Source organism: Sulfitobacter litoralis (assembly GCF_900103185.1).
Taxonomy (GTDB): domain Bacteria; phylum Pseudomonadota; class Alphaproteobacteria; order Rhodobacterales; family Rhodobacteraceae; genus Sulfitobacter; species Sulfitobacter litoralis.
Genome location: NZ_FNJD01000009.1, coordinates 25,351 through 49,594, shown reverse-complemented (window position 1 = coordinate 49,594; position 24,244 = coordinate 25,351). Strand labels below are relative to the sequence as shown.

Sequence of the window (24,244 nt, the reverse complement as noted above, 5' to 3'; positions counted from 1 at the left end):
ATAGGGATTGCATCCAGCACCGTCCAGAGGACAGCCCCGTGATCTATGGTTTGATCTATCCTTTGCGCTTGCGCACAGGCTGCGGCTTCACCCGCGCTTCGATCATGTCATAGATCATGCCGACGATATCCTTACCGGTGGCTTTCTCGATTCCTTCGAATCCGGGCGAGCTGTTGACCTCAAGGACTTTGGGCCCGCTGTCAGAGCGTAGCAAATCCACACCCGCTTTGCCCAGACCAAAGGCCCGCGCCGCGCGCAGGGCGGTCTCGCGTTCAAGCTTGGTGATGCGCACAACCTGCGCCGTCCCGCCTCGGTGTAGGTTGGACCGGAAGTCGCCATCCGCACCGGTGCGCTTCATCGCAGCAACGACTTTGCCGTCGACCACAAGGCAGCGCAAATCCTCGCCCGCCGCTTCCTTGACGAAATCCTGCACCAGAAAGTTCGCCTTGAGCCCGCGGAATGCATCGATCACGGATTCAGCGGCCTTTTTTGTTTCAGCCAGCACGACGCCCTTACCTTGGGTCGATTCCAGTAACTTCACAATCAGGGGCGCGGTGCCCACAAGCGCCATCAAGTTCGACGTATCCTTGGGCGAGGCGGCAAAAGCGGTCGTGGGCATACCGATTTTTTTCGAGGCCAGAACCTGATGCGCATGCAGCTTGTCGCGGCTCGACAAGATACCGGCAGACCCGTTGACGCAATAGGTGCCGATGGTTTCGAACTGCCGGATCACCGCGCAGCCATAGGGCGTGACCGACGCCCCGATCCGGGGGATCACCGCGTCATAGCGCGGCAGACGCTTGCCGTCGTAATGCACTTCGGGCGCCATGGCGTTGATCGCCATGTAGCAGCGGGTGGTGTCGATCACTTCGACTGTGTGGCCGCGGGCTTCGCCGACTTCGACCAGACGCGATGTGGAATAGTTGCTGGCTTCACGGCTTAGCACGGCGACGCGCAAGGCCCGCTGCGGCGCTTTGTGACGTACGGCAGCGGTGTGATAGACGTCATAGCTCAGGTCCGGCTGTAGCCGTTTTTCGGTGGGTGAGATGGTGATGTGATCTGTCAGCGCCTGACGGCCCAGCAACATGCGGCTGGTCATGCCCGCACGGTTGGTCAGGGTCACGTCAATGGGCCAGCTTTGCCCCGCGACATCCATCTTGGTCGAGATGACATAGCGCAGCTCTGCCTCGCCATTGGACGAGGTGACCTCGCGCCGATCAATGATCGGGGCAGAGCAGGTGATGGTGATGTCTTCGTTGCCAGCCACAGGGTGCACATTGAAGCGCACTTTTGGCTTGGATGCAGGCCCAAAGACTTCGATGTCATGGGCATGCAGCGCCGAGGTGCGCGCGCCGGTGTCGATCTTTGCCTTGATCGCAGGCAGGCCCAGATCAGGAAGGGCAATCCATTCTTCCCAGCCAAACGTCAATTCTTGCATGTCACACACTCCGGCACAGCTAAATGATCCCGCCGCCTAGCAGGTCGCTCGCGTCTACTCAAGCCACGACACCGGCTTCCAAATGGCATAAATCCCGGGGTCCGGGGCAGCGCCCCGTTGGTTCTCGCTGGATATAGCGCGGTTTTGCGGACCTTCCATGACAGCCGCCGTGATCGGGCATATGAACTGCACGATTGCGCCTGTCTTGGTGACATCTTATAGCCGCAGTCATGAAAAAATTCTCGTTTGATCTTCAGGCCCGCGATGGCGCGGCGCGTACCGGTGTCATTTCTACCCCACGGGGCGATATTCGCACACCTGCCTTTATGCCCGTGGGCACCGCGGCCACGGTCAAGGCAATGATGCCCGAAAGCGTCGCGGCCACGGGGGCTGATATCCTACTGGGCAACACCTACCATCTGATGTTGCGTCCCACTGCTGAACGGATCGACCGTTTGGGCGGTCTGCATAAATTTATGAACTGGGATAAACCCATCCTCACGGATTCTGGTGGGTTTCAGGTCATGAGCCTATCGGATCTGCGCAAGCTGACCGAAAAGGGCGTGACCTTTAAAAGCCACATCGACGGATCAAAGCACGAGCTTACGCCTGAACGCTCGATGGAAATCCAAAAGCTGCTCGGCTCGGACATTGTGATGTGTTTCGACGAATGTCCTGCCTTGCCAGCGGATCGGGCGCGTATTGCTGAATCGATGCGCCTGTCTATGCGGTGGGCCAAACGCAGCCGCGACGCTTTTGGCGACCGTCCGGGCTATGCGCTGTTCGGTATCCAGCAAGGTGGTCTTGAACAGGATTTCCGCGAGGAAAGCGCCAAAGCGCTGATGGAAGTGGGCTTTGACGGGTATGCCGTCGGCGGTCTGGCCGTGGGCGAGGGGCAGGAGGCGATGTTCGGCTGTCTGGATTTTGCTACAGATATGCTGCCTGTGGACCGGCCGCGCTATTTGATGGGGGTGGGCAAACCCGACGATATTGTGGGTGCCGTTGCGCGTGGCATTGATATGATGGATTGCGTCTTGCCGTCGCGGTCCGGGCGTACGGGGCAGGTTTTCACCCGTCACGGTGTTGTGAATATCAAGAATGCACGCCACGCTGACGACCCGCGCCCGTTGGACGAAGCCTGCACGTGCCCGGCGTGTTCGAACTACAGCCGCGCCTATCTGCACCACGTGTTCCGCAGTCAGGAAATGATCTCGGGGATGCTGCTGACATGGCACAACCTGCACTATTTCCAAGAAATCATGGCCGGTATGCGTGGTGCCATTGCGGCGGGCACTTTTGATGCGTGGCAGGCTGATTTTCATAGCCAGCGGGCACAGGGCGACATCGACCCGCTTTAGGAAAACCTTCCATTGATTGGAATAAACCTGCGCCCCGGTCCTTGTGATGACGGGGCGGAGGTTTAGGTGCTGTAGTCAAGAGACAACACCCCATAGGAGCTTTCCATGACTGAGGCATTATTCACCCCGTTGAAAACCGGCGCAATCGAGGCCGCGAACCGCATTGTTATGGCCCCGCTGACCCGCAGCCGCGCCAATGATGACACCGGCGAAGTCGGCGATATGCACGTCGAATACTACGCACAGCGCGCCGGGGCCGGGATCATCATCACCGAAGCGTCCCAGATCAGCGCCGAAGGCAAAGGGTACATCAAAACGCCGGGCATCTATACCGAAGGTCAGGTTGCCGCATGGAAAAAAGTAACGGATGCGGTGCATGCCAAAGGCGGCAAGATCGTGATCCAGCTGTGGCATGTGGGTCGGATCAGCCATGTTGATATCCAGCCGGATGGTCAGAAACCCGTCGCCCCGTCGGCCATCGCGGCGGATGTTAAAACCTTTACCAAGAACGGGATGTCCCCCACATCCGAACCCCGTGCGCTGGAGCTCGACGAGATGCCGCGCATTGTCGCCGATTATGTCCACGCGACCAAAATGGCACGTAAGGCGGGCTTTGACGGGGTCGAGGTCCACGGGGCCAACGGCTATCTGCTGGATCAATTCCTGAAAACCTCCAGCAACAAACGTGATGACGCCTATGGCGGGTCGGTCGAAAACCGTGCGCGCTTGCTGTTCGAAGTGCTGGACGGTGTTGTGCATGCGTGGGACAGCGATCACGTCGGTCTGCGCTTGTCGCCGTTTTCCCCTGCGAACGCGATCGCCGACGACAACCCGCAAGAAACCTTTGATTGCGTTGTCGACGCGCTGAATAAATATAACCTGGCGTATCTTCACATGGTTGAAGGGTCGACAGGCCAGTCGCGCGATCTGGACAGCAACGAAGACCTTGGCAAGCTGCGGTCGCTGTTCAACGGCGTCTACATGGCGAACAACCTGTATGACCGCGACATGGCGATTGACGCAGTTGCCAACGGCAAGGCTGATCTGGTGGCCTTTGGTCGTCCTTATATCGCGAACCCCGATCTGGCCAAACGGCTCGAGCTTAACGCACCGCTGAACGACGGTGACACAAGCACCTTCTACGCAGGTGGGGAAGAGGGCTATACCGATTATCCCTTCCTCGAGCAGGTCGCTGCGGAATAAGCTCGCTAAGCGCGAAAAAGCACATTTCCGGCCCGTTTTTTGTCATTCGGGCCGGTTAACCATGGTTATTGGCGCTTTTCGGCGCTAATCATGCGATCCGCGCTTGTCTGTCCGCCGGTGGCGGTTCATTCTAGGGAGAACCTCTCGCCAGATGACCCGCATACGAACGGATCACAGCATCATGGGGATTGAAACAGGCGAGTAGGGTCCCCAAGTATCCTACTCAGAACAGGAGATGAACGAACGGTCGCCTAAGATAGGGGCCAGTGTCATCTTGCAGTATAAGGAAAAGAGCATGTTAGAGCCTCTGAACGCATCCTACCCGGTGTTGCCCCTGCGCGATATTGTGGTGTTCCCCCACATGATCGTACCGCTTTTTGTAGGCCGCGATAAATCCGTGCGCGCCCTCGAAGAAGTCATGGCCGATGACAAGCAGATTTTGCTGTCCAGCCAGATCGACCCCGGTGTGGATGACCCCGATTCCGACGGTATTTTCAACACCGGCGTGTTGGCGAACGTGTTGCAACTGCTGAAGCTTCCCGACGGCACCGTGAAGGTGTTGGTCGAAGGTCAGGCGCGCGTGCGCATCACTGAATACCTTGAGAACGATAGCTTCTTTGAAGCGACAGCCGAATACCTGACGGAAGAGCCCGGTGACGAGACCACCACGCAGGCGCTGTTGAAATCCGTCGCCGAAGAGTTCGAGCGGTATTCCAAGGTCAAGAAAAACGTCCCCGAAGAAGCGCTGTCCGCAGTGACCGAAGCGTCCGAGCCTGCACGTCTGGCTGATCTGGTGGCCGGGCATCTCGGGATCGAGGTCGAGCAGAAACAAGACCTGCTCGAGACCCTGTCGGTGTCCGAGCGGCTCGAGAAAGTATATGGTCTGATGCAGGGCGAAATGTCCGTTCTGCAGGTCGAGAAAAAGATCAAGACCCGCGTCAAATCCCAGATGGAGAAGACGCAGCGCGAGTATTATCTGAACGAGCAGATGAAAGCCATTCAGAACGAGCTTGGCGATGGCGAAGACGGCAAGAACGAAGTCGCCGAACTGGAAGCCCGCATCGCGGACACCAAGCTGAGCAAAGAGGCCAAGGAGAAGGTCGACGCCGAGCTGAAGAAGCTCAAGAACATGTCGCCCATGTCTGCGGAAGCCACCGTTGTGCGCAACTACCTCGACTGGATCCTGTCGATCCCGTGGGGCGTAAAATCGCGCACCAAGAAGGATCTTGGGAAAGCACAGCAGGTGCTGGACGACGATCACTATGGCCTTGAAAAGGTTAAAGAACGCATTGTCGAATACCTTGCCGTGCAACAACGGTCCAGCAAGCTGAAGGGCCCGATCATGTGCCTCGTCGGCCCTCCTGGTGTGGGTAAAACATCGTTGGGTAAATCCGTTGCCAAGGCCACGGGGCGCGAATTCATTCGCATCTCGCTTGGTGGTGTGCGGGACGAATCCGAGATTCGCGGTCACCGTCGGACCTACATCGGCTCCATGCCCGGTAAGATCATTCAGGCGCTGAAAAAGGCGAAAACCACGAACCCGCTTGTCCTGCTCGACGAGATCGACAAGATGGGGCAGGATTTCCGTGGCGACCCCGCATCGGCCATGCTCGAGGTGCTTGATCCGGAACAAAACGGTACATTCGTCGACCACTACCTTGAGGTGGAATACGACTTGTCGAACGTCATGTTCCTGACCACATCGAACAGCTACAACATGCCCGGACCTTTGCTCGACCGGATGGAGATTATCCCCCTGTCTGGCTATACCGAGGATGAAAAACGCGAGATCGCGAAGCAGCACCTTGTGGCCAAGCAGATCAAGAACCACGGTCTGAAGGCAAAGGAATTTGCCATCGAAGACAGTGCCTTGACCAGCATGATCCGCTACTACACCCGCGAGGCCGGCGTGCGGAATCTTGAGCGCGAGATCGCCAAGGTTGCGCGGAAATCGTTGACCAAGATTGTCAAGAAAGAGGCCGACGCGATTACTGTCACGGGCGACAACATCGAGGATTTCCTCGGCGTGAAAAAGCACCGCTACGGCTTGGCCGAGCTTGAGGATCAGATCGGTGTCGTAACCGGATTGGCCTACACCTCGGTCGGTGGCGAATTGTTGCAGATCGAAGCATTGCGCCTGCCGGGTAAGGGCCGGATGAAAACCACCGGTAAGCTCGGCGATGTGATGAAGGAATCCATCGACGCGGCGAGCAGCTATGTGCGGTCGATCAGCCCCAAGATCGGGGTAAAGCCGCCCAAGTTCGATACGCTGGATATCCACGTTCACGTGCCGGATGGTGCAACGCCCAAAGATGGTCCCTCTGCCGGTCTGGCGATGGTGACATCGATCGTGTCGGTGCTGACCCAGATTCCCGTGCGTCGCGATATTGCGATGACGGGGGAGGTGTCCTTGCGCGGGAATGCGATGCCAATCGGCGGCCTGAAAGAAAAGCTGTTGGCGGCGCTGCGTGGTGGGATCACAACGGTTCTCATCCCGACCGAGAACGAAAAAGATCTGCCGGATATCCCGGATAACGTGAAAGAAGGGCTGACCATTATTCCCGTCAAACACGTCTCCGAGGTGTTGAAGCACGCGCTGGTCCGTGAGCCGCAAGCGATTGAATGGGATCAAGATGCGGAGGACGCCGCCGCCGCCGCTGCTTTGGCCCGTCGGAACGCCGCAGGTGACAGTGCCACAGCGCACTAAGCTGCAACGCCAATGACGATAAGTCCGCCCCTCGGGGCGGGCTTTCTAACATAAGCCATATGAATTTTCGCCCGATACGGGTTTGGCACCAGGCCTTTCTGGATGACCTGCCGCCGCCTCGCTAGGGTTTTGCTAACCTCCTGAAAGGACGAGCAGCATTATGACTACTCCTAAAGAATTCAATACGCCCAAAGCCGACATCGCAGACGATACTGCAGCTCCCGCCGTTGTTGATGCCCCACATCCGGTGATCTTGGGGCCGGTGATGCGCAAGAAAGAGCTGATCGATACGGTGGTCGAACGTTCTGGCGTGAAGAAACGCGATGCGAAACCCGTGGTAGAGGCGATGCTTTCTGTTCTCGGGGAAGCCTTGTCAGACAGTCGCGAACTGAACCTTCTGCCGTTTGGTAAGCTGAAGGTGATCAACGAAAAAGAGTTGAAGAACGGCAAGATGATCCGCGTTAAGGTACGTCAGTTGACACCGGGTCAGGGCGACGGTCCAGCGCAAGACGCTGATGGCGATTTGACCGACCTGTGATCCCTTAGTCTGCCGCTTTTCCGGCGCAGATTATTTTCTTATATATATGACAGTGACAACAGCCCTCCACCTCGGTGGGGGGCTTTGCTGTCTGCAAAGCTCGGGCAACCGATCCAAGCGGGGGCAGGCTAATAAGACTCTGGAAACAAACGCAGAAAACCCTGTCACCGTTAGCGCAGGTTGCGTTGGTAGAACTGTGTATATGTAGAAAAATGGTGGGTCGTGAGAGGCTCGAACTCCCGACATCTTCGGTGTAAACGAAGCGCTCTACCAACTGAGCTAACGACCCGGTAACGCTTCAGTACCCCAAGGATCGGGCGGGGTTCAACCCCATTTTTGCCGCCCCGACGATTATTTTCGATTTTTTTCCTATCCTGTGCCGGAACGCGGTAAATTCACACGCTAGCAGTGCGTTTTCAAACGGTTTTGCCGCCGAAAGGTGATCCCCGATGCACGAATCTTAACGGGGGCTTTGCCTTTGGGGAAGTCGACGTGCTGAAATCAGCGGAACACCGATAGACGGGGTGTCACGGGCAGGTTACTCAATGGGCATTCACGCAAAAGGTGGGAGTGCCTTTTGCTTATATTCAGCAAGACCTTGCAGCAGCGAGGCATCGGGGCCGACCGAAAAGCCGGCTCTAAAAGAGGAGGAATTCACATGGCCGTTCAGATTGATCCGACCAGCTACCGCAACTTGGATATCAAGGCGCATGACGATGGCGTTTGGGTGGTGACCCTGAATCGGCCCACCAAGCGGAATGCGCTGGATATCGACACGATCGAGGAGCTGGTGACCTTTTTTTCCGCGGCACCCCGTGCCGGTGTCCGTGCCGTGGTTCTCGCAGGCGCGGGGGATCACTTTTGCGCCGGGCTAGACCTGATTGAACACCATGATGAAGACCGCAGCCCTGCCGATTTCATGCACGTCTGTCTGCGTTGGCACGAAGCGTTCAACAAGATGGAATATGGCGGCGTGCCGGTGATCGCCGCGTTGCAGGGGGCTGTCGTCGGTGGGGGGCTTGAACTTGCCAGCTCTGCCCATGTGCGGGTGATGGATCAAAGCGCGTATTTCGCGCTTCCCGAAGGCCAGCGTGGTCTGTTCACGGGCGGGGGTGCAACGATCCGTGTCACCGATCTGGTGGGGAAGGCCCGGATGATCGATATGATGCTGACGGGCCGTGTCTATCAGGGGCAAGAGGCGGTCGATCTAGGGTTGGCGCAGTATATCGTCGAAGGCTCCAGCATGGACAAGGCGATGGAGCTTGCCCGCCAGACAGCCCAGAACCTGCCGCTGTCTAACTTTGCGATTTGTAGCGCGGTGAGCCACATGCAAAACATGTCCGCAATGGATGCCGCCTATGCCGAGGCCGTGGTGGCCGGTGTGGTCAATACCCAGCCTGACGCCCGTGCCCGCCTCGCGGCCTTTGCCGATAAAAGTGGCGCGCGGGTCCGCCCCAACGCCGAGTAACGAGTGCTTTGGATCACGCCCCGTTAGCGGGCGTGATCCAGACCTATTTACATGCGCCCTTCGGCATAGCGTGTCAGGCGCAGCGCCAACTGCCCGACGGCGAAATGCAGCAGGACGGTCAGGCACGCCAGCACGATCAGGGCGGCAAACATCAGATCGATCTTGGCGCGGCCATTGGCGAGCAGCATCAGATAGCCAAGGCCCTTTGACGCACCGACCCATTCGCCAATCACGGCCCCGATGGGCGCATAGACGGCTGCCAGCCGCAGCCCCGTTGCAAGGCTCGGCAGCGCCTGCGGGATTTGCACATGGCGCATAAAACGCAAGCGGCGTGCCCCCATCGATTGGGCCAGATCACGGTAGCCGGTGGGCACGCGGGTCAACCCGTCGTGAAAGGCCGAAGTTACCGGAAAATAGATGATCAGCACCGCCATCACGATCTTTGACCCCATCCCGTAACCAAACCACAGCGTCAGCAGCGGCGCGAGCGCAAAGACAGGCACGGCTTGGGTAAAGACCAACAGCGGCAGCAAAAGACGCTCGGAGGTTTTGGACTGCGACAACTGGATCGCGGTCGCGGCCCCCAGGCCCGTACCGATGAGCAGACCCAGCAGCACCTCGACCGTGGTCACCCAGGCATTTTCCAAAAGGCTCACGCGGGCATAATACGCCGCTTGCGCCACGCGCCATGGCGAGGGCAGGATGTAATGCGGTGCATCGGTCAGCAGTACGATGCCTTGCCACAGCGCCAGCCCCAGCAGGATCGCAAGCGGTATGTCACTGCGCCTCATGCGGGAACACCGCGTAGATGGGATAACAGCGCGCTTTGACAGGCCCATGTTTCGGGCGCGGTGATGGCGCGTGGTACGGGTGTCGCGGGCACGGGCCAGCTTTGTGCGCCCTCGGCGGACAGGATCAGGATGTGATCTGCCAGCCGCGCGGCCTCTGCCGGATCATGGGTCACCAACAACACTGTGCGTCCGCTCAACAATTCCGCAGCGAGCTCTTGCATAGCGGCGCGGGTGCCGGCGTCCAGCGCCGAAAAGGGTTCGTCCAGAAAGACGACGGGACGGTCTTCGAGCAAGGTCCGCGCAAGTGCTGCGCGTTGTCGCATGCCGCCCGACAGCGCCAACGGCTTCTTTTGCGCATGGTCCGCCAGCCCGACGCGCGCAAGCATGTCAGTTGCGCGGTCCCTGTCGGGGGGGACGCCGCGCAACCTGTCGCCGATCATGATGTTGTCGATCACGCTCAGCCACGGCAACAGCAGATCGGACTGCGCCATATAGCTGATCCGCCCGTCCAGCGGCTGCCCGTCGGACGGGGAGATCGTGCCCGCAAACACCCCGCCGGTTTCCAGCCCGAGCATGAGCCGAAGCACAGTGGATTTGCCGACGCCCGATGGCCCCAACAAACAGGTCCATGAGCCTGCGGGCAACGTAATGTCGGCATCGAACAACGGGCGGCTGTCGATCTGGTGTTGCCCGACAAGGTGCAATGCGGGCGGGGGGGTCATGGCAGGTCCAGCCCCATCTGCCAGAACCCGATCTCTAGCCGCGTGGCGGTCGCAAAGCGTTTTTGCAGCGTATCGCGACGGGGTGCGTGTTCAAGATCGCCGATCCGCCGCGCAACTGATTGATCGACCATCGCGCCGACTGTCTGGCACATTTTCTGATACCCGAGGTCGGCATAGGTATCGATCCACTCGGCATAGGGGGTGTCAGCGCTGCGCGTCTGTGCCAACCGTTGCCCGATCTCGGCATAACCCATGACGCAAGGTAGCAGTGCCGCCATGAGGTCGAGGAAATCGCCCTGCATCCCCGCATCGAGCACATAGCGCGTATAGGCGAGGTTCGCGGGGGCTTCGGTTGCGTTGAACAGCGCGGCTTCGCTGATGCCAGCCTCGCCACAGGTGCGAATGTGCAATGCCATCTCGTGATTGACCAGCGCATCGACCGTGGTGGCGCAGGTCTTCATCTCTTCCAGCGTCTCGGACTTGACCACGGCCATGGACCAGGCGCGGGCGAAATGCACAAGGAAAACATAGTCCTGGATCAAATAGTTCAAAAAACAGCGGCGTGGCAGACTCCCGTCGCGCAGCCCTTCAACGAAAGGATGATGGGTGTAGCCCTGCCAGTCCTCTGCTGCCGCTCCGCGCCAAAGCGCGAAGCTGTGGCCATAGTCCGGCGCGGTCATGGGACGGTCACATCGATGGCGATGGTCGACACGGGCGAGATCGTGGGGGTCAGCCCCGCATCGTGCAAGAACGTCTCGAATGTGGCGTAGCGACCGGCATCCATTGCTGTCGGCCGCAGGGCAAAACGCGGCAGCGTGTCCTTCCATGCGCGGGCGTTTAGCTCGTCTTGTAGGTCGACCGAGGTCGCGGCGAAGATTTCCCAGCTCTCTTCAGGGTGGTTCACGATATATTGCGTCGCTTTCTCTGTGGCTGCCAGAAACCGTGCGATCATGTCTTTGTCCATCGTGTCGCGGTTGGCGACGTAGATCAGCTCGTCATAAGGTGGCAGGCCCTCTTCCTCGACATAAAAGCAGGTACCGTCGACACCTTCGATATCCATCTGGTTCAGCTCGAAATTACGGAACGCACCGATGACGGCGTCGACCTGACCGGACATCAGAGACGGCGACAGCGACCAGTTCACGTTGACGAGTTCCACATCATCCAGCGACAGCCCGTGATGGGTCAGGATCGCGCCGAGCACTGCTTCTTCAACACCGCCAACAGAGAATCCGACTTTTTTGCCCGCCAAATCCGCTGGGGACGCAATGGGTCCGTCCGTCAACGCCAGCAGGCAGTTCAGCGGTGTGGCGACCAGCGTGCCGACCCGTTGTAGCGGCAAGCCTTCGTGGATTTGCAGGTGCAGTTGCGGCTGATAGGAAATCGCGAGGTCCGCCTTGCCCGCAGCGACCAGTTTGGGCGGGTCGGACGGATCGGCGGGGGCGATGACCTCTACCTTCAGGTCTTTTTCGGCGAAATACCCTTTTTCCTGTGCGACGATGATCGGCCCGTGGTCCGGGTTCACGAACCAGTCCAGCAGCAGCGTCATCTCGTCCTGCGCCAGCGCCGGACCAGAGGTCAGTGCGAGTGCCGCAACAATATTACATATTTTCATCGGTTTGTCCTTTCAACGGGGATGGTTCGCCCATGGCGAGCAGGGAAACGGGGCCGTTCCAATAGGTGGCCAGATGGGTCGCCGCCTGCCACGCGCGCAGGCCAGAGCGGCAAGCGATCACCGCGCGGGTCTGGTGCGAGGGGCGGGGGGTATCTCGGGTAAAATCGGGCAGGGTGATGCGCAGCGCAGTCGGGGTTGCGGCTGTTGGGGCTTCGCCTTGGCCGCGCAGGTCCACGACCCAATCGTTCGCGCGGATTTGCGACGGTGCCAGAAAGCCAAAGCCGTGATCGGGTTCTGGCGCGGTGTCGAAGCGAAAGCCGCCAAAGCGGTAGGAGGCGAGGTCAAAGCTAACCAACTGTCCCAGCGGCGACGGCGACAATCCCAGAATACACGCTAGGGCCATTTGCGCCTGCGCCGCACCGACCATGGCAACGACCGGCCCCATGACCCCTGCCGTGTCGCAGCTGGCGGCGCGGTCGGGCAGGTCGGGGAATACCGCCCGCAGCGACGGCGCACCGCCACAGAACCCGCCGACATAGCCCCCGAACCCCAACGCCGAGGCGCTGATCAGGGGCAGACCCGCCTCAAGGCAGTGATCCGAGAGCACATAGCTGGTCGCGAAACTGTCGGCGCAATCCAACACCAACGTGGCATCTTGGGTGAGGGTCGCGACATTGTCCGGCGCAAGGGGAACAGCATGGCACACAACCGTACAGTTGCTGTTGCGTGCGGTCATGGCGCGGGCGGCGACGGTAACTTTGGCGGTGCCGATATCGGCCTCGGTGAACAGTGTCTGTCGGTGCAGGTTCGACAGCGACACATGATCCCCATCGATCAAGGTGATATGCCCCACACCGGCACCCGCAAGTAGCGGCAGCACCGGCGCGGCCAGACCGCCCGCGCCAACCACGACCACACGCGCAGCCGCCAGCGCCTGTTGGCCTGTCGTGCCCACTTCGGGCAGGATCGTCTGCCGGTCGTAACGGGTCATCGTGTGGCCCCCAACCAATCAGCGATGCGGTCCTCGGGGCTGGGGTGCAGGGTGATGTCGGTCACCGCCGCGACGCAATCGGCACCGGCGTCAAAGGCTCCGGCGGCGCGGGCAACGGACATGCCGCCGATTGCCACCAGCGGGGTCTGCCCGACCAGTTCACGCCAGTCGCGCAGACGGTCAAGCCCCTGTTCGTGCCACTTCATCTTTTTCAGGATCGTCGGATAGATCGGACCCAAAGCGATATACGCGGGGCGCAGGTCGAGGGCACGGGCCAGCTCTGCCTTGTCGTGGGTGCTGACCCCAAGCCGCGCACCCGCGTCGCGGATGGCAGACAGGTCTGCGGTATCCAGATCCTCCTGACCCAGATGGATGAAATCGCAGCCTTCCTCTAGCGCGATATGCCAGTGATCGTTGATGACCAAGGTGCAGCCATGTGCCGCGCAGATCGCTTTGGCCTGCCGGATTTCGCGGCGCAGGGCGGGGACTGGTGTGTCCTTTATCCGAAGCTGCACCAGCTTGATCCCCAGCGGCACCAGTCGGTCCAGCCATGCCGCACTGTCGAAAATCGGGTAGAAACGGTCGAGGGTCATTCCAGAAACGCCTTTCCAATCAACGGAGTCGAGGGCGCGGCCATATCGCGGGGCGGCATCGGGTCGGCGTCGGCGGCAAGCTGTCCGGCGCGGATCGCGGTGGCAAAAGCTTCGGCCATGGCGGCGGGATCACCTGCCTTGGCAACAGCGGTGTTCAGCAGCACCGCGTCAAACCCCAGTTCCATCGCCTGTGCTGCGTGCGAAGGCAGGCCGATGCCCGCGTCGATCACCAGCGGCACGTCGGGGAAATGCGCGCGCATGGCACGCAGCCCAAAGACGTTGTTCAGCCCCATGCCCGACCCGATGGGCGCGCCCCAGGGCATCAGCACTTCGCAACCCGCCCGCAAAAGTTTGTCCGCGACCACAAGGTCTTCGGTGGTATAGGGAAAGACCTGAAAACCGTCCTCGGTCAAAATGCGCGCGGCCTCGACCAAACCAAAAACATCCGGTTGCAGCGTGTCTTCTTCGCCGATGACTTCAAGCTTGATCCATCGGGTACCAAAGACCTCGCGTGCCATATGGGCGGTGGTGACGGCTTCCTTGACGCTGTGGCAGCCGGCGGTGTTGGGCAGCACGTGCACGTTAAGCGCGCGGATCAGTTCCCAGAAATCCTGACCGGCGCGATCTCGCCCGCTTTCGCGGCGCAGGGATACCGTTGCCACCGCCGCACCGCTGCGGGCAAAGGCGTCGGACAGCACTTTGGGCGACGGGTATCGCGCGGTGCCCAGCATCAGACCATTGGCAAGCGTTTCGCCGTAGAAACTGCGCATCTCAACCTCCCTGCATGGGGGCGAGCACTTCGATGCTGTCGCCTGAGTTAAGGGGATGCGTCGCGCGCAGCGTGGCTGGGACAAAGCTGCCGTTCACGGCTGTGGCGACCTTGGCCCCGCCAAATCCTTCGGCCTCAAGCAAGGCGGCAAGAGTGGTCGCGTCGCTGTGGAGCGGGGCACCGTTAAGCTGTAGTTTCATGGAACATCTCCGGTGTTTTAGCGTCAAGGATCAAGTCGGCCACCATCGTTGCCAGCGCGGGGGCCAGCAGAAAACCGTGGCGATAAAGGCCATTGGCGCGGATCATATTGCCCTGCCGTTCGATGCGCGGCAGGTTGTCGGGAAAGGCGGGGCGGCTGTCGACGCCGATCTCGAGGATCTCGGCCTCGCCAAAAGCGGGCGACAGCGCGTAGGCCGCGCTCAGCAGTTCCAGCACTGACCGGACGCTGGCGTGGGCACTCGCGCGGCCTTCGACCATCGTGGCCCCAAGCATGTAAACACCGTCCCCCCGCGGCACGAGGTAAATCGGCACACGCGGGTGCAGCACGCGAATAGGGCGGTTGATGGAGACGTCAGGGCAGGACAGCAGCACCATTTCCCCCTTCACCCCGCGCAACGCGGGCATATCGGCGCGGGCATGGTAGCCTCGGCAGTCGATCACCAACCCGTCGTTCGCGCGCGCGTCTGGGTCGGCCTCACGCTGATCAAAGGTGGCCCCGTCGGCGACCAGTCCGCGCCACAGCTCTGCCAGCGCGGTGCGGGGGGACAGATGGGCTTCGTTCTCGAAAAACAGGCCCGTGGCAAAGCGATCGCCCAGATCGGGCTCAAGCGCTTCGATCTCTGCGGCGGTCAAAGTTTTATGGCTCTGCGTGCGTCGCGCAAAGCGCGTCAGATCACTTGTGTCCCGCGCTGGCGAGACGACAAGCGAGCCGCAGCGTTGGAGGGACGTCGTATGCTGCGCCCACCAATCCGCCGCTTTTTGACCCAGCCGTACCACGGGTTCTTCGGCGCTTTCACCTTCGCAATAGGGGGCGAGCATACCCCCCGCCCACCACGAACACCCCTGCGGACCGGGCTGGCGGGCACGGTCGATCAGATGCACGCGGGCCCCGCGATCGAGCAAGACACGGGCGGTGCATAGCCCTGCCACGCCCGCGCCGATGATGGTGATGCGGGTCACGGCCAGACCGAGTGAAAATGGTGCACGGGACCGTGGCCGGTACCGATAGAAAGACGGTCAGCGGCGCGGATCGCCTGGTGAAGATAACTATGGGCCGTTTGCACCGCGCTGGCCAAGGGTGCGCCATGCGCGAGCTCGGCGGCGATGGCAGCGGCGTAGCTGCATCCTGTCCCATGGGTGTTGCGCGTGTTGATGCGCGGTGCCGTCAACCAGGTAACACCTTTCGCGGTGACAAGCGCGTCGCTACAGATGTCACCCGCGCCATGACCGCCTTTCACCAGCACCGCTTTGGGGCCCATATCAAGCAGACATCGCGCTTGCGCTACCAACTGGTCGGCGGTGGTGGCTTCGGACTGGTTCAGCAGGCGGGCGGCTTCGGGCAGGTTGGGGGTCAGCAGATCGGCGCGTGGCAGAATATGCGTAATCAGCGCTGCGACGGCTTGGTCCTGCAACAGCGCATCACCGGATTTGGCGATCATTACCGGATCAACCACGACGGCCCCTTTGAAACCGACCAGCGCCTGTGCCACCGCTTGAATGATCTGCGGCGAAAAAAGCATCCCCAGTTTGATCGACTGCACATCCAGATCCGACAGCACGGCGTCGATCTGGGCCGACACAATCTGGGCAGGGATTTCATGAACGGCGCTGACGGTGCGCGTGTTTTGCGCGGTGACGGCGGTGATCACGCTGGCGGCATAGACGCCATTGGCCGACATCGCCTTGATATCCGCCTGAATGCCGGCGCCGCCGCCGCTGTCTGAACCGGCGATGGTTAGGGAAATGGGGGTCTTCTTGGTCACGTCTTCGCCTCTCGATGGCGGACAAACAGACGCAAGAATGAGCTTTGTAAAACCGACCTGAAGCCGTCGCACAAAGATACCCGTTCCCTACGCCGGTATTGCCCGGATCAGGTTCGACGGGTCGGTGCTTGCACCTCTCAGCCCAAATGGGCACCCCGACGGATAGATGTTAATGCTGCCGCCCAAATGAGGGGCGAACAGCGTCGTTACCTTAGGCGTAGCCAAGTTCACCAAACGGTGCAAGATATAAAATATTCAATCGATAGTGGCGTTTATTTTAGCAAAATTTGGCCTGTTGCGGCAGTTCGCCTGACGCTTGTCAGTCGAATTTACACCCCGTAACCCAAAGCAACGCAACGTAACGAAGGGCATATTCGACGCCGTAAACCCTTTGGCATCAGCAAGCTAAGGTCGATTGCCAAAAACCCCTGCCTCGTTGCGGTATCAAGTTCTGTTCTGCGGTATTGGCATCGAAATATCTTACCCCTAGGCTGGTTAATAGATTGAGTCGGACAACCTCGGGAGGAGGGGGGTCGGCACTCGGGAGGACGCGTTTATTAGCCCGTTCAGCGGGTCATACCGAACGCGTTACGTTGAGCATTGGGAGGTGCCGCTTGACAACTGCATATTCTGCGGCAGCCGTGATGCGGCAATCCCGAACAATCCAAAGATGAAAAACAGGGAGAGAAACCACATGAAAAATATGACACGTTTTGCCAAGGCCGCCGTCGGGTCTATCGCCGTAACTATGGCGCTGTCCGGTGCCGCGATGGCACAAGACTATGAATGGCCGCGCCTGCTGGTGATCGCCACGCCGGGCACGTCGACGGGCAGCTTTGCCTCAACCAACGGCTGGGGCCCCACACTGCAAAAAGAAACCGGAACGACCGTTCGGATTGTGCCCGAAGACAGTGAACCGATGCGCTACAAGCGTCTGACCGATCGCGAGGATGTCGCAATTGCCTCTGTCTCGGCGTCGGAAATGGCGTTGCAGGCGGAAGGGGTCGGCGGCTATGCCTCGGCCAAACCAATGCCGCAGCGCATCATGTGGCACCATAACGACACGCCATGGGGCTTTGTCGTGGCCGGGGATTCCGAGCTGCAAACCCTCGAAGACATTGGCAAAGGCGGCGTGCGCGTTACATCCGGCGTTTTCTCGCCCGCGATTGTGGCCGCGATCACCCAAGCCTTGCCCGCGTTTATCGGGATGACGCCAGAGGAAGCGCAAGAAAAGATCGAGTTCGTTCCTGCCTCTAGCTACGGCGAGAACTGCCGCTCGGTCGTCGAAGGTAAATCTGACGTTGCCTATTGTTCGCCGATCTCCTCGGTCTTGTCCGAAATGGAAGGCGCACCGGGCAGCATTCGTTGGTTGCCGATGGACCCTGCCAACAAAGAGGGCTGGGACGCCTACCTGAGCCACCGCCCCATGACCATCCCGTCGAAGATATCCATGGGCGTGAGCACCGCCAAAGGCGTTGATTCCATGACATCGAACTTTGTCTACGCCGTGCCGGTCACGGCAGACGAGGACTTCGTTTACAACATGGCGAAATGGATCGATGAATCCCACGACAACTACAAAGGATCGCATGCGTTGGCGACCCGTATGTCGATCGAGCATTTCCGCAACTTCCTGGATGCCAACCCGATCCCTGTGCACGAGGGCACGCTGAAATATCTGCGTGAAATCGGCCAGTGGACCGAAGAAGACGATGCTTGGAACAATGCCGCCATCGAAAAGATGGACGCTTGGATCGCCGCGCGTAACGCCGGCATGAAAGAAGCGATGGAGCAGGGCATCGAGATGAACTTCGAGAACCAGGAATACCTCGACATTCTGGCCAAGCACACCGACGGGCTCGAGCCCTTCCGCTCGCGTCTGTAACGCCACCGGACCGACCAAAGGACGGAGCGGTTCCACTGCTCCGTCCTCTTAAAGATATCGCATAAGCGGCTTTAATTGCAGGATTTTCCATGTCAGCTCATCATCAACAACCAGCGGCTGAAGCGGCTGTCGATCCCGCGTCAGAGACGACGCGCCTAGGGGGATTGTTTTCATTCACCAGCATTGCTTTTGTGGTGCTGTGTACCTTTGGCCTCGGGTTGGGGCTGGCCTATGTGTTTGGCGTGCCCATTGGCGGGCGGCGCCTGATTGAAGGGCAGTATTACTGGGTCTTTATCGGCACTTTCCTTGCCGCCGCCTATATTGCGCTGCCTGCAAAGCAATCGCACACAAGCGTCCCGATCTATGACATCGTGGCCGCCGCCGTGGGCTTTGGCATCTGCATGTGGTTCTCCATGTACGCATGGGAGATCGTGCAGGCGGGCTGGACCAACTTTTACGCCGGTGTGGTGTTGTGGCTGCTGATGCTCGAGATCGCGCGGCGGTCGGGAGGCGTGCCGTTCCTGTTGGTCGTCCTGGTGCTGGGGCTGTATCCTCTGGTGGCCGATTACTTCCCCGGTTTGTTGATGGGCATCCCCTATACGTTTGAACGGATGATCGAGGCGCATGTCTTCCGCACCGAAGGGTTGATGGGCATCACGACCAAGATCGTGGCCGAGATCGTGCTGGGCTTTCTGGTCTTTGCCGGCGTGTTGATTGCGACAGGAGCGGGACAGTTCTTTATTGATCTCGCCAATGCGGGCTTTGGCAAATACCGCGGTGGTCCTGCAAAAGTGTCCATCGTCGCCAGCGCCTTTTTCGGGTCGCTGTCGGGGTCGATCTTTTCCAACATCGCGGGCACGGGGTCGATCACTATTCCGACCATGAAAAAGGTCGGCTATCCGCCCCATTACGCCGGCGCGATCGAGGCCTGCGCCTCTACCGGCGGTGTGGTGATGCCGCCGGTGATGGGGGCGATTGCCTTTGTCATGGCGATCACCATCGGAGTGGATTACGCGACCGTGATGGTGGCCGCGATCCTGCCGTCGGCGCTGTTTTACTTTGGTCTGATCCTGCAAGTCGACGCCTATGCCGCGCGCAAAGGGCTGGTGGGGATGAAACCCGAACACCTGCCTTCTGCCCGCGAGGTGATGAAGCGCGGCTGGCCGTTCCTGCTGGTCATGATCTTTCTGGTCTGGGGTCTGCTGTATATGCGGTGGGAATACTATGCCCCGTGGTACGCTAGTGCGCTGATGATCGCGCTCAGCTTCCTGCAACGCGAGACCATGATGACGCCTGCGCGCATCTTTGAAACCCTGCGGCAAGTCGGCACGCTGGTCACGCAAACGGCGGCGATCATTCTGCCGATTGCCTTTGTTGTCAGCGCGTTGACGATCACGGGCGTCACGGGGTCGATGACATCGGGTCTGGTCGCCTTAGGCGGAGATAACGTCTATCTTGTGATCGCGCTTGGGGTTTTGGCCTGCTTTATCATGGGGATGGCGGGGCTTGCGATTGTGGCCTACATCTTCCTTGCGGTGACGCTGGCGCCCGCGATCATCGAAATTGGCGGGTTGAACACGGTCGCGGTGCACTTCTTCATCGTCTACTACGCGATGCTGTCGGTGATCACGCCTCCGGTGGGCGCTGCGGCGTTTCTGGCGGCAACGATTGCGGGGGCCAAGCCGATGCTGACCTCCTTCACCGCGATGCGGTTGGGGGTGGTGATCTACTTTGTGCCCCTGTTCTTCCTGTTCCAGCCTGCGCTGGTGCTGCAGGGCGATCTGACGCCGCTGATCTACGTGCTGCCGTCGATCATCATCGGTATCACGCTGCTGTCCGGCGGGCTTGAGGGCTATCTGCTAGGCGTCGGTATGGTGCGGCCCTGGCTGCGTCTGCCCCTGGGGATCGCGGGCTTTGCCTTCAGCTTCCCCGGGCTGATGACGACCCTGATTGCCGGTGTCGCATCAGCGCTGATCGTCGCGGTGATCTGGCGTGACAACCGCAACGGCGTGGTTGCAGTACCTTGAAACAGGGCGCGCGGGGGTGACCTCGCGCGCCGTCCCTTATGAGGTTTGGGTCGGGCGCAGCTGTGCCGTCCCAAAGGCGCTCAGCGCCAACATAACCGCTGCAGTTGCCAGACAAAGCGCCAGCCCGCCAATCTGGTAGGTGAACCCCGACAGCAGCGTGCCCACCAAACGTCCGGCCGCATTGGCCATATAGTAGAACCCCACATCCATCGTGACCCGCTTTGCATCCGTAAAGCTGAGGATCAGATAGGAGTGCAGGGCTGAATTCACCGCAAAGATCGCCCCGAAGATCAGTAAGCCGGTGACAATCGTGAGCGTCAGCGTGGCGGAAGGTGCAGGCGTGATCCAGACCAGCGCGGCAAGCAGGGCAGGCACGACCACAAGCGCGAGGTTCCAGTGACGGGCTTGGGTGAGTGTCTCACCCTCGGTTCGGCTTGCGGCCTGCAGAATCCTCGGGGCCCAGCCTTGCACGGCACCATAAAGAATCGTCCACACCGCCATAAAGCTGCCGATCATAAAGAAGGCGTCGCGCTTGCTTTCGACGCTGCCATCAGACAGCACCGCGTAGAAATAGATCGGGATGCCCACGACAAACCACACGTCGCGCGCCCCGAACAGAAACAGCCGCGCGGCGCTGAGCCAGTTGATATTGCGGTTCTTCGACAGCACTTCGGTGAACTTGGCGTCCTTGCGCCCCACGGGCAGGCCCGCGGGCATACCGATGATCACGCCGATCAGGATCACGAACAGGATCGCGGCCATCACCAGCGTCGACGGCACAAACCCGAGCAAGGCCAGCATCCCCGCACCCAGCAGAAAGCCCGCGCCCTTGACCGCGTTCTTCGATCCGGTCAGCAGAGCGACCCAGCGAAACAACCCGCCCCCCGTGGTGGGGGCCAACAGCTTGACCGCGGATTTAGAGCTCATCTTGGCCAGATCCTTGGCCACACCCGACAGCCCCTGCACCAGCATCACAAACACGACGGAGGCAGTCACGCTCCATGCCGGATCAAGCTGCGTCAGCGCCAGCAGGGCGATAACCTGCAACGACAGCCCCGCATAAAGTGTCGAGGTCAGTCCAAAGCGCGCCGCGATCCAGCCCGCCGACAGGTTGGTCACGACACCTGCGATCTCGTACAACACAAACAGATAGGCCAGCTGCACCGGAGAGAACCCCAGCGTGTGAAAATGCAGCAGCACCAGCATCCGCAGTGCCCCGTCGGTCAGCATAAACGCCCAATAAGCGGCTGTGACGGCAATATAGGCGGTAAATCCAGCAGGTCGTGTCACAGCTTGCCGCCCACCATCAGCGCCACATCCACCAGACGGTGAGCATAGCCCATTTCGTTGTCGTACCACGCATAGACTTTGACCTGCGTGCCATTCACCACCATCGTCGATGGCGCATCAATAATCCCGCTGCGGGTGTCATTGGTGTAATCCGACGACACGAGCGGGCGTTCCTCATAGCCCAGAATGCCCTTCAACGGCCCCTCGGCGGCGGTTTTGAACAGGGCGTTGACCTCTTCCACGGTGGTCTCACGCTCCAGCTCGAATACGCAATCGGTGATCGACGCGTTCAGCAGCGGCACCCGCACGGCGTGGCCGTTCAGCTTGCCGGTCAGTTCAGGGTAGATCAGCGTGATCGCCGTGGCTGATCCCGTGGTGGTGGGGATCAGGTTGGTCAGCGCTGATCGCGCCCGGCGCATGTCCTTGGCGGGACGGTCCACGATGGTTTGTGTGTTGGTCACATCATGGATCGTGGTGATTGACCCGTGTTTGATCCCGATGCCTTCCAGCAGGACTTTGACAACGGGGGCAAGGCAGTTGGTGGTGCAGCTCGCCGCAGTGACGATGGTGTGGTCTGTGGGGTCATAGGTATCGTCGTTGACGCCATAAACGATATTCGCCGTTGGGCCGTCTTTAACCGGCGCTGAGACAACGACCTTTTTTACGCCCGCTTTGAAATAGGGGGCGAGCTTGGCCTCGGTCTTGAACGCGCCGGTGCAATCGATCACCACGTCCACGCCGTCCAGCGGCAGGTCCTTGATCGACTTGGTGCTGGTCACTGGAATACGCGTGCCATCAATGGTGATGGCGTTATCCTCTGCGCTGAAGGTCGCGGGCCAGCGCCCGTGGACGGAATCAAACTCCAACAGATGGGCGTGCATCTCGGGGTCGCCAACCGCGTCGTTGATAAAGGCGATCTTGGCCCCCTGTTCCAGCAAGGGCCGCAGGGCGAGTTTTCCGATGCGGCCAAGGCCGTTCAAAGCATAGGTTGTCATGGTGGTTTATCCTGTGGTCACTGGGTCGGCCCCGATGGCATCGACCCGTTTTTGCAAGGCAGCGCGGTCCAGCGCTTCGAAAGGCAGGGCGGTAAAGGCCAGCAGCCGGTTGTGCAGCGCGCCATATGTCTGTTGGAAGGCCAGCCGGCGTTCGGCCTCTGTCCCTTCGGCTTTGACTGGATCGGGCATACCCCAATGGCCTGACACAGGCTGGCCGGGCCAGGTGGGGCATTCCTCGTTCGCGGCATGGTCACAGACGGTAAAGACGAAATCCATCTGCGGCGCATCGTCGGTCTGGAATTCGGAAATATGTTTGGACCGCAGCGCGCCGATACAGTGGCCCTTGGCGTGCAGCATCTCGACGGCAAGGGGGTTAAGCTCGGACCGGGGCAGGGTGCCCGCGGAATAGGCGGTAAACCGGTCGCCGGCCATGCCACGCAGGATCGTCTCTGCAAAGATGGAGCGGGCGGAATTTCCGGTACATACGAAAAGCACGTTGAATTTTGTCTGGGTCATCATCTGCGTCCTGTTAATGAGGTCAGAGAACGGGGGCGGGCAGAGATCAGCGCGCCCCCGACAACAATCCACGAACAACCCCGATACGACCTCGCCCGCCGCATCAAGGTTGACAGTGTACAGCAGCCGCGTCCCGTCGCGCCGCTGCGTAATCAGACCGACCTGCGTCAGCGCCGACAGATATACCGACGCCGTGCTGGATTTCAGCGCCAGCACCTGCGCGATTTCCCCCGCAGGCAAGGCATCGGGATAGCGCCGCATCAGTAAGCGAAACACGGCCAGCCGTTGCGGATGACTGAGGGTGGCGAGTCGATCTGTAAGTAGTGATTCCATATTTCATGAATATGTGAAATATAGTTCTGGCGTCAACACCGCTATTCCATTGGGCCAAAGGTTTTTTGCTACGGGGCCGCATTTCGGGTGACGTGGCGTTTCAGGGGCAGGGTGTCTTGCGCGCCCTTGGCTTTGAGGGCATCGATTGGGAAACAGCGCGCCCGCGCGCGGTGACAGACGTATAAAGGACCCGACATGACAGATGTGACCTTGGCCGAGGTATTGGCCACAGCAGAGCAGGACGGCACCGCGCCGCGCTATCAGGTGCCAGAGAACTGGGCGCAGGGGCGTACGGCCTTTGGCGGGTTTACCGGTGCTTTGCTGGTCAATGCTGCCCGTCGGGACCGTCCTGAATTGCCCGCGCTCCGGTCTGCCCTGATCAACTTTACCGCGCCCGTGTCACAGGCCCCCACGATCCACTCAGAGGTGCTGCGCGAAGGGCGTAACATCACCACCATCGCCACCCGCGCCGAGATCGACGGCAAGGTCGCCGCGACAGGCACGTTTTCTTTCGGGCATGCGCAGAAAAGTCAGTTGAACGTGGGCCATACCGCCCCCGCAGCCCCCCAAGGGCCCGACGACACGCCATCCTATTTCCCGCCTGCGCTAAAGCGCCCGCCGGTGCGGTTCTTTGTCAATTTCGAGGTCAAGCTGATCGAGGGCAGTCTGCCGTTTTCAGGGTCCGATCGCGGCTATGTCCGGATCTGGGCACGGCACCGCGATCCGGCGATGTGGAGCACGCTTGAGGGGCTGATCGCCATCGGCGACGTGCTGCCCCCTGCGGCCTTCCCGATGATGACGCGACCGGGGCCGAACTCGTCAATGAACTGGATCATCAACCTGCTATCCGATCACGCCAATACCCGCGACGGCTGGTATATGATGGAGACACAGCTAACCGCCGGTAACGGCGGTTACAGCTCTCAGGTGATGCGCGTCTGGAACACGGATGGAAATATGGTCGCAGACGGCATGCAGTCGGTGATCATCTTCGCCTAAGCTTGAGCCGAGGCGCGACATGCA

The 24,244-nt window shown here is 60.2% G+C and carries 22 protein-coding genes, 1 tRNA gene and 1 riboswitch; of the genes, 8 read left to right on the top strand and 15 right to left on the bottom strand.

Annotated features, from left to right (window positions below; genetic code table 11):
• Nucleotides 1-55 precede the first annotated feature (55 nt).
• A complete protein-coding gene (gene rimK, locus BLQ98_RS09000) occupies nt 56-1,438 on the bottom strand; it encodes a 30S ribosomal protein S6--L-glutamate ligase (RefSeq protein WP_093733016.1) in 1,383 nt (460 codons plus the stop codon).
• Between the two features lie 230 nt (nt 1,439-1,668).
• Here rimK and tgt point away from each other — a divergent pair, with 230 nt between their 5' ends.
• The 4 genes from tgt (at nt 1,669) to BLQ98_RS08980 (ending at nt 7,244) form a co-directional block, all read left to right on the top strand.
• Nucleotides 1,669-2,796, top strand: a complete 1,128-nt coding sequence (gene tgt / locus BLQ98_RS08995; RefSeq protein ID WP_093733015.1) for a tRNA guanosine(34) transglycosylase Tgt — start codon at nt 1,669-1,671, stop codon at nt 2,794-2,796.
• A gap of 105 nt (nt 2,797-2,901) precedes the next feature.
• The gene (locus tag BLQ98_RS08990) at nt 2,902-3,999 is read left to right on the top strand and encodes an alkene reductase (protein WP_093733014.1); all 1,098 of its coding nucleotides are present in this window, start codon (nt 2,902-2,904) and stop codon (nt 3,997-3,999) included.
• 295 nt (nt 4,000-4,294) lie between these two features.
• Nucleotides 4,295-6,706, top strand: a complete 2,412-nt coding sequence (gene lon, locus BLQ98_RS08985) for an endopeptidase La (RefSeq protein ID WP_093733013.1) — start codon at nt 4,295-4,297, stop codon at nt 6,704-6,706.
• A 160-nt stretch (nt 6,707-6,866) separates the two neighbouring features.
• Nucleotides 6,867-7,244 (top strand): HU family DNA-binding protein, encoded by a 378-nt coding sequence (locus BLQ98_RS08980; RefSeq protein ID WP_093733012.1) that lies wholly within the window; start codon nt 6,867-6,869, stop codon nt 7,242-7,244.
• Between the two features lie 213 nt (nt 7,245-7,457).
• Here BLQ98_RS08980 and BLQ98_RS08975 read toward each other — a convergent pair.
• Nucleotides 7,458-7,533 (bottom strand) — tRNA-Val (locus BLQ98_RS08975).
• A gap of 369 nt (nt 7,534-7,902) precedes the next feature.
• Between BLQ98_RS08975 and BLQ98_RS08970 the strand changes: the two genes are divergently transcribed.
• The gene (locus BLQ98_RS08970; RefSeq protein ID WP_093733011.1) at nt 7,903-8,712 is read left to right on the top strand and encodes a crotonase/enoyl-CoA hydratase family protein; all 810 of its coding nucleotides are present in this window, start codon (nt 7,903-7,905) and stop codon (nt 8,710-8,712) included.
• 47 nt (nt 8,713-8,759) lie between these two features.
• Here BLQ98_RS08970 and BLQ98_RS08965 read toward each other — a convergent pair whose 3' ends face one another.
• From BLQ98_RS08965 to thiD, 10 genes are read right to left on the bottom strand one after another with little or no spacing between them, the layout of a single operon-like run.
• Entirely contained in the window at nt 8,760-9,503 is a 744-nt protein-coding gene (locus BLQ98_RS08965) for an ABC transporter permease (protein WP_093733010.1), read from the bottom strand.
• On the bottom strand, nt 9,500-10,225 hold the full coding sequence (locus tag BLQ98_RS08960) for an ABC transporter ATP-binding protein (protein ID WP_093733009.1): 726 nt from the start codon (nt 10,223-10,225) through the stop codon (nt 9,500-9,502). Before BLQ98_RS08960 ends, BLQ98_RS08965 begins: the two co-directional genes overlap by 4 nt.
• The gene (gene tenA / locus BLQ98_RS08955) at nt 10,222-10,905 is read right to left on the bottom strand and encodes a thiaminase II (RefSeq protein WP_093733008.1); all 684 of its coding nucleotides are present in this window, start codon (nt 10,903-10,905) and stop codon (nt 10,222-10,224) included. The genes BLQ98_RS08960 and tenA overlap by 4 nt, the downstream gene beginning before the upstream one ends.
• Complete coding sequence (locus BLQ98_RS08950; protein ID WP_093733007.1) at nt 10,902-11,840, bottom strand: ABC transporter substrate-binding protein; 939 nt, start codon at nt 11,838-11,840, stop codon at nt 10,902-10,904. The genes tenA and BLQ98_RS08950 overlap by 4 nt, the downstream gene beginning before the upstream one ends.
• Nucleotides 11,827-12,831 (bottom strand): ThiF family adenylyltransferase, encoded by a 1,005-nt coding sequence (locus BLQ98_RS08945; protein WP_208596036.1) that lies wholly within the window; start codon nt 12,829-12,831, stop codon nt 11,827-11,829. The genes BLQ98_RS08950 and BLQ98_RS08945 overlap by 14 nt, the downstream gene beginning before the upstream one ends.
• Nucleotides 12,828-13,424: a thiamine phosphate synthase gene (locus BLQ98_RS08940; RefSeq protein ID WP_093733005.1), complete on the bottom strand. Its 597-nt coding sequence runs from the start codon at nt 13,422-13,424 to the stop codon at nt 12,828-12,830. The genes BLQ98_RS08945 and BLQ98_RS08940 overlap by 4 nt, the downstream gene beginning before the upstream one ends.
• On the bottom strand, nt 13,421-14,194 hold the full coding sequence (locus BLQ98_RS08935; protein WP_093733004.1) for a thiazole synthase: 774 nt from the start codon (nt 14,192-14,194) through the stop codon (nt 13,421-13,423). Before BLQ98_RS08935 ends, BLQ98_RS08940 begins: the two co-directional genes overlap by 4 nt.
• 1 nt (nt 14,195) lies before the next feature.
• Complete coding sequence (thiS, locus tag BLQ98_RS08930; protein WP_093733003.1) at nt 14,196-14,393, bottom strand: sulfur carrier protein ThiS; 198 nt, start codon at nt 14,391-14,393, stop codon at nt 14,196-14,198.
• Nucleotides 14,377-15,372, bottom strand: coding sequence for an FAD-dependent oxidoreductase (locus BLQ98_RS08925; RefSeq protein WP_093733002.1), 996 nt, complete (start codon nt 15,370-15,372; stop codon nt 14,377-14,379). Before BLQ98_RS08925 ends, thiS begins: the two co-directional genes overlap by 17 nt.
• Nucleotides 15,369-16,175, bottom strand: coding sequence for a bifunctional hydroxymethylpyrimidine kinase/phosphomethylpyrimidine kinase (gene thiD / locus BLQ98_RS08920; RefSeq protein ID WP_093733001.1), 807 nt, complete (start codon nt 16,173-16,175; stop codon nt 15,369-15,371). The genes BLQ98_RS08925 and thiD overlap by 4 nt, the downstream gene beginning before the upstream one ends.
• Nucleotides 16,176-16,242: 67 nt before the next feature.
• A riboswitch (TPP riboswitch) is annotated at nt 16,243-16,343 on the bottom strand.
• Nucleotides 16,344-16,869: 526 nt separating this feature from the next.
• Between thiD and BLQ98_RS08915 the strand changes: the two genes are divergently transcribed.
• Both BLQ98_RS08915 and BLQ98_RS08910 read left to right on the top strand, forming a co-directional pair.
• Nucleotides 16,870-18,060 carry a TAXI family TRAP transporter solute-binding subunit gene (locus BLQ98_RS08915; protein ID WP_093733000.1) on the top strand — a complete coding sequence of 397 codons (1,191 nt, stop codon included), beginning with the start codon at nt 16,870-16,872 and terminating at the stop codon, nt 18,058-18,060.
• 89 nt (nt 18,061-18,149) lie between these two features.
• Nucleotides 18,150-20,087, top strand: coding sequence for a TRAP transporter permease (locus BLQ98_RS08910; protein ID WP_093732999.1), 1,938 nt, complete (start codon nt 18,150-18,152; stop codon nt 20,085-20,087).
• Nucleotides 20,088-20,123: 36 nt separating this feature from the next.
• On the opposite strand, the gene arsJ is transcribed toward BLQ98_RS08910, so the two are convergent.
• From arsJ to BLQ98_RS08895, 3 genes are read right to left on the bottom strand one after another with little or no spacing between them, the layout of a single operon-like run.
• Nucleotides 20,124-21,377, bottom strand: a complete 1,254-nt coding sequence (gene arsJ / locus BLQ98_RS08905; RefSeq protein ID WP_093732998.1) for an organoarsenical effux MFS transporter ArsJ — start codon at nt 21,375-21,377, stop codon at nt 20,124-20,126.
• Nucleotides 21,374-22,372 (bottom strand): ArsJ-associated glyceraldehyde-3-phosphate dehydrogenase, encoded by a 999-nt coding sequence (locus BLQ98_RS08900; protein WP_093732997.1) that lies wholly within the window; start codon nt 22,370-22,372, stop codon nt 21,374-21,376. The genes arsJ and BLQ98_RS08900 overlap by 4 nt, the downstream gene beginning before the upstream one ends.
• Before the next feature lie 6 nt (nt 22,373-22,378).
• Nucleotides 22,379-23,221, bottom strand: a complete 843-nt coding sequence (locus BLQ98_RS08895; RefSeq protein WP_093732996.1) for an arsenate reductase/protein-tyrosine-phosphatase family protein — start codon at nt 23,219-23,221, stop codon at nt 22,379-22,381.
• Between the two features lie 195 nt (nt 23,222-23,416).
• Here BLQ98_RS08895 and BLQ98_RS08890 point away from each other — a divergent pair, with 195 nt between their 5' ends.
• The gene (locus tag BLQ98_RS08890; protein WP_093732995.1) at nt 23,417-24,220 is read left to right on the top strand and encodes a thioesterase family protein; all 804 of its coding nucleotides are present in this window, start codon (nt 23,417-23,419) and stop codon (nt 24,218-24,220) included.
• The last annotated feature ends 24 nt before the right edge of the window (nt 24,221-24,244 follow it).